This window comes from Actinophytocola sp., assembly GCF_036402745.1.
Lineage (GTDB): Bacteria > Actinomycetota > Actinomycetes > Mycobacteriales > Pseudonocardiaceae > Actinophytocola.
This window is the reverse complement of the sequence record NZ_DASWSJ010000362.1, coordinates 1-7,640: the sequence shown is the minus strand read 5'-3', so window position 1 is coordinate 7,640 and position 7,640 is coordinate 1. Positions and strand designations below refer to the sequence as shown.

At 71.1% G+C, this 7,640-nt stretch carries 9 protein-coding genes; 3 read left to right on the top strand and 6 right to left on the bottom strand.

Features of this window, described 5'->3' with window-relative positions; all coding sequences use genetic code 11:
• The 6 genes from VGD70_RS32485 to VGD70_RS32460 all read right to left on the bottom strand — a co-directional run.
• On the bottom strand, positions 1–569 hold a 569-nt coding region (locus tag VGD70_RS32485), incomplete at its 3' end, for an AAA family ATPase (RefSeq protein WP_331088178.1).
• On the bottom strand, positions 566–1,639 hold the full coding sequence (locus tag VGD70_RS32480; RefSeq protein WP_331088177.1) for a cupin domain-containing protein: 1,074 nt from the start codon (positions 1,637–1,639) through the stop codon (positions 566–568). The genes VGD70_RS32480 and VGD70_RS32485, both read right to left, overlap by 4 nt.
• Positions 1,640–1,676: 37 nt before the next feature.
• Positions 1,677–2,630 carry an ABC transporter substrate-binding protein gene (locus VGD70_RS32475; RefSeq protein ID WP_331088175.1) on the bottom strand — a complete coding sequence of 318 codons (954 nt, stop codon included), beginning with the start codon at positions 2,628–2,630 and terminating at the stop codon, positions 1,677–1,679.
• Positions 2,631–2,697: 67 nt separating this feature from the next.
• A complete protein-coding gene (locus VGD70_RS32470) occupies positions 2,698–3,522 on the bottom strand; it encodes an ABC transporter permease (protein WP_331088173.1) in 825 nt (274 codons plus the stop codon).
• Positions 3,522–4,382 (bottom strand): ABC transporter ATP-binding protein, encoded by an 861-nt coding sequence (locus tag VGD70_RS32465; protein WP_331088171.1) that lies wholly within the window; start codon positions 4,380–4,382, stop codon positions 3,522–3,524. Before VGD70_RS32465 ends, VGD70_RS32470 begins: the two co-directional genes overlap by 1 nt.
• 77 nt (positions 4,383–4,459) lie before the next feature.
• Positions 4,460–5,197 (bottom strand): 2,3-bisphosphoglycerate-dependent phosphoglycerate mutase, encoded by a 738-nt coding sequence (locus VGD70_RS32460; protein ID WP_331088167.1) that lies wholly within the window; start codon positions 5,195–5,197, stop codon positions 4,460–4,462.
• A 49-nt stretch (positions 5,198–5,246) separates the two neighbouring features.
• On the opposite strand from VGD70_RS32460, the gene VGD70_RS32455 reads away from it, so the two are divergent.
• The 3 genes from VGD70_RS32455 to VGD70_RS32445 form a co-directional block, all read left to right on the top strand.
• Entirely contained in the window at positions 5,247–5,570 is a 324-nt protein-coding gene (locus VGD70_RS32455) for a 2Fe-2S iron-sulfur cluster-binding protein (protein WP_331088165.1), read from the top strand.
• Positions 5,567–6,781, top strand: a complete 1,215-nt coding sequence (locus VGD70_RS32450; RefSeq protein ID WP_331088163.1) for an FAD-dependent oxidoreductase — start codon at positions 5,567–5,569, stop codon at positions 6,779–6,781. Before VGD70_RS32455 ends, VGD70_RS32450 begins: the two co-directional genes overlap by 4 nt.
• A gap of 70 nt (positions 6,782–6,851) precedes the next feature.
• Positions 6,852–7,640: Rieske 2Fe-2S domain-containing protein (locus VGD70_RS32445; RefSeq protein ID WP_331088161.1), on the top strand; the 789-nt coding region annotated here is incomplete at its 3' end.

Genomic DNA, 7,640 nt, shown 5'->3' with positions numbered 1-7,640 from the left:
GGGAAGTTCGTCGTCGCGACGAAGACGATGCGCGGATGGGACTCGGCGAGGAAGTCGATGCCGGCGAGCACCGCGTCGGTCGCCCGGTGCACGTCGACCGGGTTGCTGCCGAACGACGCCGTGGAGCGGCGCACCGCGAAGCTCTCCACCTCGTCGATCAGCACCACCGTGTGCGGCCGCCGCGCCGCCAGCTCGGGCAGCGTGTCGGTCATGAGCCGGGTGATGTTGCGCTGGCTCTCCCCGAGCATCTCGCTCGGGAACGCGTGCGGGTCGATCTCGATGTAGGTGGTGGCGCCGATCGGGGCGAGCGCGCGGGCCGCGGCCTGCGCGAGGCCCCGCGCCAGGGTCGTCTTGCCGGTGCCGGGCGGGCCGGCCAGCACGATCAGGCCGTGCGGCAGGCCCGGCAGGGTGGCCAGTGCCCGGCCGTGGCGCAGGCGCAGCAGCGTCTGGTTGAGCAGTCGCTCCTTGGTCCCCGGCTGCACCAGGATGTGGTCCCACGGCCCGTCGTGGTGATCGGCAGGCAGCGCGTGGATCGACAGCAGCCCCGGCGGCAGGTGGGTGCTGCTCATGGCCAGGTCGGCCGTTCCACGACGGGCCACTGGATCTCGTGGTAGTCGCCGGCCTGCGCGTCGCGGATGTGGTCCGGCGGCTCCTCGAACAGCACCTTCGGGTCCATGAGCACCCTCATGGTCTCCAGGAGGCTGTCGAACATGTGGATCCGCACGACCTTCGCCGTCTTGTCCGGCGAGTCGTTGAAGTGCTGGTGCCACAGGAAGTGGTCGACGACGATGAGGTCGCCCTTCTTCCACGGGTGGTTCACGCCGCCCTCGGGCTCCTCGCCGAGGTAGCTGTGCCCCTCGCCCTCCACGACGTAGAGCCAGGCCTCGCCAGGGTGGCGGTGCATCGACTGCCCGCGGTTGGGGCCGATCTCGAACATGGCCATCGTGATGCCGGAGGCCTCGTAGCCGATGGCGCGGTCGAGCAGGAACGTGGTGCGCGTGCCGCGCGGGGTCGGCAGCAGCTCCAGCTCGTCCCAGTCGGTGTGCAGCCTGCCGCTGCGGCGCTTGCGCTGCTCACGGGCCAGGCGCCGCACGCGGCGGGCGTAGGGGTCGGCGCCGTCGACCTCCGTGGCGTACGGAGGGCGCTCGGGCAGCTCCGCGAACGGGGTGTGGCCGCGGTCGTCCAGCACCGACATGCCCATCGTCGCGAGCATCGGCTCGCTGGAGAACGTGAGGTAGCGCGCGGTCTCCGGGTTGTCGTTGCCGGAGCGGTGCCAGGCCCACGCCGGCAGGTGCAGCGAGTCGCCGGGTCCCCACTCGATGCGCTCCCCGTCGATCTCGGTCCAGCCCCGGCCGGCGACGACGAAGACCATGGCGTCCCAGGAGTGGCGGTGGATCGTCGAGGTCACGCCCTGGTCGATCTCGTGCGCCAGCGCGTCCATCGTGCGCGTGGGGCGGTCGCCGTCCTCGCCGCAGTAGACGCCGACGCGGGTGCCGCGCTCCGACTCGATCATCTCGACGTCGCCGAGCGCGATCACGGTCTTCTGGTGGGCGCGCCATTCCTCGAGGAACGCGGCGCGACGCTTCTTCTGGACGTGGTAGTGCGTCACCTCGGTGGTGGTGCGCGCTGCTGATGTCACGTCGGTCGCCCCTTTCTGGGTTCGGTGTGGTCCGGGCTCATCCCGTCGCGGGGGTGAGGAACGACGCGTCGACGAGGCTGGCGATGTCGACGTTGCGGACCGCGGGGTGGGAGGCCGCAAGCTCCTCCACGGAGGTCTGCAGTTGCTCCTTCGTCGGCGTCGGCACGTCCGGGAGGATCTCGCCGGCGTAGTACTGCCAGGTCTCGTCCAGCGCCTTGGCGTCGGTGATGTTCAGGTGCCTGCCGAGCACCTCGATGGCGTACGCCTTGTCGGTCTTCTCGCGCTTGATGGCCTGCTGCAGGGCCACCATGAACCGGCGGATCTGGTCCTTGTGGCCGTTGATGTACTCCTTGGTCCCCGCGATGCCCACGTTGGACGTGGGGATGTTCTGCTGGGCAAGGTCGAGGATCGAGCGGAAGCCGGCCGCCTCGATCTCGGTGGTGGCGGGCGGGTGCGACAGCGCGGCGTCGATGGTGCCCGCCACGAGCGCGTTGTTGACGTTGGTGACCGAACCCAGCGGCGTGAGCTGGACGTCGGTCTGGGCGAGGCCCACCTGTTTGAGCGCCGCGAGCGTCGCGATGTAGAGCGAGCCGCTCGTGGACGTCACGCCGATCCGCTTGCCCTTGAGCTGCTTCGGGTCGTCGACCTTGGCGAACAGCTCGTACGGGAAGACGGGCGTCAGCGTGGCGAGGTAGCTCACCTCGGCACCGGACGCGGCGCCCGACACCATCTCGGACGCGCCGATCGAGGCGAGCTGCGACTGCCCGGAGACCAGCGCCGGGAAGCCGTCGGAGCTCGACAGGCTCACCAGCTTGACGTCGAGGCCCTGCGCCTTGAAGAGCCCCGCCTCGTCCGCGATCCACAGCGGCAGCTCGTCGGCGACGACCTGGCTGTAGCTCACCGTCATCGTGTCGGCGCCGGCACCTGTCCCCGCCGAGCCGCCTCCCCCGCAGGCGGTGGCCGACAGCGCCGCGGCACCGGCAATCAGCAAGCCCGCGACCTTCCTCCGTGTTGTGCGCGACGACATTGTCGATCTCCTGTTGTGGTGGTGGGGGCGGTCAGGGATGGGGACGCCAAGCCGCGAAGCGCTTCTCGACGCGGCGCAGCAAGCTGGTGAGGACCACGCCGGTGATGGCGAAGATGAACAGGCCGGCGAACACGACGGACGTCTGGAACTGCTGGCCCGCGGTGTTCATGAGCATGCCGACGCCGTGGGTGGCGCCGCTGAGCTCGGCGACGAAGACGCCGATGAGCGCCTGGCCGACGGCGAGCCGCAGGCCGCTGATGATGAACGGCACCGAGCCCGGCAGCGCGATCGTGCGGAAGATCTGCAGGTGCCCGGCGCCGAAGCAGCGGGCGACGCGCAGCACCGCCGGGTCGAGGTTCTGCACGCCGCTCGCCGTGTTGATCACGATCGGGAAGACCGCCATCAGGAACACGATCGCGATCTTCGAGGCGTCCCCGATGCCCAACCAGATGATCAGCAGCGGGGTGAGCGCGATGCGCGGCGTGGCGTAGAGGAACGTGATCAGCGGGTTGAGCGCGTAGGCCAGCCGCGTGTACCAGCCGATCGCGAGGCCGACCGGCAGCCCGACGAGGGTGGCGATGACCAGTCCGTAGAGCAGCTCCTTGCCGCTGGTGGCCAGGTCGGGCCAGATGCGCGCGCTGCTGAACAGCTGCTGGAAGGCCAGCACGACGTCGAACGGGCCGGGGAGCACGATCGCAGGCTTGATCCGCAGCGCCGCGACGACCTGCCAGACCACCAGCACCGCGATCACCGCGCCGGTGCCGTAGACGTACTGCGGATGGAGGCGGCGGCGTTTGCGGGGCGCACGCGTCGGGGCCGGGCGCACCGGGGTGGTTGTTTCCAGCACGGGAGCCATCAGTGGATCTCCCCTTCCGACGTCGAGGACCCGCCGTAGAGCGCGTCGGCGATCTCGTCGACGAGCGCGAGGAACTCCGGCGAGCGGCGCAACCGCTGGTCGCGGGGCCGCTCGAACGGCACCACGATCTCCCGGACGATGTGGCCGGGGCGCGGGCTGAACACGCACACGCGGTCGGCGAGGAACGCCGCCTCGGTGATGTCGTGGGTGACGAACAGCGCCGTCACGTCCTGCGCGGTGCACACGCGCAGCAGCTCGGCCTGCATGACCTCGCGCGTCTGCGCGTCGATCGATGCGAACGGCTCGTCGAGCAGGAGCAGCTGCGGTTCGACGGCCAGCGCGCGCGCCAGGTTGACCCGCTGCTGCATGCCGCCCGAGAGCTGAGCGGGAAAGCGGTCGGCGAACCCGGACAGGCCGACCAGGTCGAGCAGGCCGCGGGCCCGCTCGCGGGCCTCCCGGCGCTTCATGGTGCGGCCCAGCTCCAGGCCGTAGGAGATGTTGTCGAGCACCGTCCGCCACGGCAGCAGGCTGGACTGCTGGAACACCATCGCCCGGTCCGGCCCTGGCCCTGGGATGTCCTTCCCGTCGAGCTTGAGGCTCCCGCCCTGGATGGGCAGGAAGCCGGCGACCGCGTTGAGGAATGTGGTCTTCCCGCATCCCGACGGGCCGACAACGCAGACGAAGTCGGAGCGGAGCAGTTCCAGGTTGGCGTTGTCGACGGCGAGCGTCACGTCCGAGTCGGCCGCACCGGGTGCGCGGTACTCGATCCGGACGCTCGTGGCCTGCAGGTGCGCCTCGCGCCGCAAGGCGTCGGGCTGTTCCGCCGGGGGCATCGTCGCCCGTGTGTGCTTCCGCAACATGGACGGAGAGTATGGTCTGACAACAGACCTGCGCAAGACCCGATCGCGACAGAGGCCCGGCGTGGATCACCTCGGCGTCATCGAACGCCCTGGTCGACGACCTCGCTGATACCCGACTCGGCCGCGGCCGGATCGAGGTAGTGCCCGTCCCGAGGTACAGGTCGCCGGTCCCGGCCAAGGAAGTAGCGCAACGGAACGCCCGTCGGGATGTTCAGCGACTCGACCTCCGCAGGCGTCAGCCGGTCCAGGTGCATGCAGAGCGCGCGAAGGGAGTTGCTGTGCGCGACGACGAGCACCGTGGCGCCGGCGTGCAGGTCGGGGGCGATCGCCTCCACCCAGTACGGCACCAGCCGGCGGCGCACGTCGGCGAGGGACTCCGTCGCGGGCAGGTCGCAGGCAGGCACGTCCGCGTAGCGGGGGTCCCGGTGCGGGTTCGTCGGGTCGTCGGCGGGCAGCGGTGGGGGCGCCGCGTCGTAGGAGCGGCGCCAGCGCGCGAACTGCGCGTCGCCGTACCGCGCCCGGATCGCCGCCCGCCCACACCCCTGCAGCGCGCCGTAGTGGCGCTCGTTGAGCCGCCAGGTCCGCCGGGTCGGCACGGCACCGCCGAGCCGGGCCATCGCGATGTCGGCCGTGTCCACGGCCCTGACCAGAACGGATGTGTGCACGACCGTCGGAGCGATGCCGTGCTCGACGAGCAGCGCGCCTGCCTGGGCCGCCTCCGCGCGACCCCGCTCCGACAGCGGCACGTCCAGCCAGCCGCTGAAGCTGTTGCCTGCGTTCGCCTCGCTCTCCCCGTGGCGGAGCAGAATTAGCATGGTATGATGTTAGACCAATAGGCCATTGAGTGGGTCCAAGGAGGGCGCCTTGCCGAAGGTTGTGTTCACGTCCGCCGATGGCACCCAGACCGGCGTCGACGCCAGGACGGGCGACTCGGTGATGCTGGCGGCCACCCAGAACGGCGTCGGCGGCATCGTGGCGGAGTGCGGCGGCAACCGCAGTTGCGCCACCTGCCACGTGTGGGTCCGCGAGGACTTCGTCGCCGCCGTCGGCGCCCCCGGCGACATCGAGGAGGACCTGCTCGACCTCGCCGTCAGCGAGCGGCGTCCCGGCAGCAGGCTGTCGTGCCAGATCGCCATGACCGACGAGCTCGACGGCCTGACCGTCGAGATCCCGCCGGACCAGCCGTGAGCGGCACGCTCGTCGTGGGCGCGAGCCACGCCGGGATCCAGCTCGCGACGGCGCTGCGCGAGATCGGCGACCGCGAGCCCGTCACGGTGGTCGGTGCCGAGTCGCTCGCGCCCTACCAGCGGCCGCCGCTGTCCAAGGCGTTCCTCCACGGGTCGGCTGACACGGCCTCGCTCGCGTTCCGCACGCCCGCCTTCTACGCCGAGCGCGAGATCACCGTGCTGACCGGGGAGCGGGTCGTCGACGTGTCGCCGACGGGCGCCACCACCGACCGCGGGCGCCACCTCGCGTTCGACCGGCTGGCGCTGACCGTCGGCGCCAGGGTCCGCATGCTGCGCGTTCCCGGAGCCGGGCTGGCCGGGGTGCACCACCTGCGTGACGTCGCCGACGCGACCCGGCTGCGCCGGGCGCTGACCGGCGCCACGTCGGTCGTCGTCATCGGCGGCGGGTTCATCGGGCTGGAGGTCGCCGCGGCGGCCCGCGCGCTGGGACGGCCGGTGACGGTCGTCGAGGCCGCCGACCGGTTGATCCCCCGCGCGGTCGCCCCGGTCGTCTCGGAGTTCTACCGGCAGGCACACGAGCGGCGCGGGACGGCCGTGCGGCTCGGCGCCGCGGTCACGGCCGTCACCGGCGAGCGGGGCCGCGCCACCGGCGTACTGCTCGCCGACGGCGGCCACCTGCCGGCCGACGTCGTGGTGGTGGGCATCGGGATCGTGCCGCGCACCGAGCTGGCCGAACAGCTGGGCCTGTCGTGCGACCGCGGGATCGTCGTCGACCGGTGCGCGCGCACCAGTGCGCCCGGCGTCGTCGCGGCGGGCGACTGCACTGTCGTCGGAGCGGACCGGCTGCGCTTCGAGTCCGTGCAGCACGCGACGGCACAGGCCAGGGCCGGCGCCGCGGCGCTGCTGGGCCGCGAGGAACCGGTCACGGAGGTGCCCTGGTTCTGGTCGGACCAGCACGACCTCAAGCTGCAGATCGCCGGCCTGTCCGCAGGCCACGACGACATCGTCGTGCGCGGCAACCCGGACAGCGAGCGGTTCTCCGTCCTCTACTACCGCGACGGCGCGCTGCTCGCGATCGACGCCGTCAACGCGACGGCCGACTACCTGACCGTGCGCAAGGCGCTCGCGACGGGAGCGACCATCCCGGCCGAGCACGCCCGCCGGGCCGATCGGCGGCTCAAGGAGATGCTCGTCGCCTCGCTGGACGCATAGGTCTAATGGTCCTACAGTTTTGACATGGTCCTTCAGACCAATCACTGAGGTACGGGGAAGGAGGCCGACGGTGCTCAAGCAGGAGATCAACGAGGTGCTGACGCAGACCGGGCCGGGCACATCGATGGGCGCGCTGTTCCGGCAGTACTGGATTCCAGCGCTGCTCGCCGAGGAACTGCCGGAGAACGACTGCCCGCAGGTCCGGGTGAAGCTGCTGTCGGAGCGTCTGATCGCCTTCCGCGACAGCGAGGGCCGCTACGGGCTGATCGACGAGTTCTGCGCGCACCGCGGGGCGTCGCTGTGGTTCGGCCGCAACGAGGAGGGCGGCCTGCGCTGCGCCTACCACGGCTGGAAGTTCGACGTGACCGGCCAGGCCGTCGAGGTGCCGTCGGAGCCCGAGAACAGCAACTTCTGCGCGAACGTGAAGCTGCGCGCGTACCCGCTGGTCAAGATCGGCGACGTGCTGTGGACACACATGGGCGACCCGGCGACGCGCCCGCCACTGCCCCAGTTCGAGTTCGCCCACGTCGCGCCGGAGCAGAACTACACGTCCAAGCGCTGGCAGGAGTGCAACTGGCTGCAGGCGTTCGAGGGCGGCATCGACTCCAGCCACGTCTCGTGGCTGCACTCGGGCGGCCTCAAGAACGACCCGTTGTTCCGGGGCGCGAAGGGCAACGAGTACAACCTCGCCGACTTCCGGCCGTTCTTCGAGGTCGCCGACGCCGACGGCGGGCTGTTCGTCGGCGCCCGGCGCAACGCCGAGGAGGACACCTACTACTGGCGGATCACGCCGTGGGTCATGCCGAGCTTCACGCTGGTGCCCCCGCGCGGTGACCACCCGATCCACGGCCACTGGTGG

Bases quoted from the DNA above. Each gene is read 5' to 3' on its own strand.
- VGD70_RS32470 (WP_331088173.1), bottom strand. From the start codon at position 3,522: ATGGCTCCCGTGCTGGAAACAACCACCCCGGTGCGCCCGGCCCCGACG.
- VGD70_RS32465 (WP_331088171.1), bottom strand. From the start codon at position 4,382: ATGTTGCGGAAGCACACACGGGCGACGATGCCCCCGGCGGAACAGCCC.
- VGD70_RS32460 (WP_331088167.1), bottom strand. From the start codon at position 5,197: ATGCTAATTCTGCTCCGCCACGGGGAGAGCGAGGCGAACGCAGGCAAC.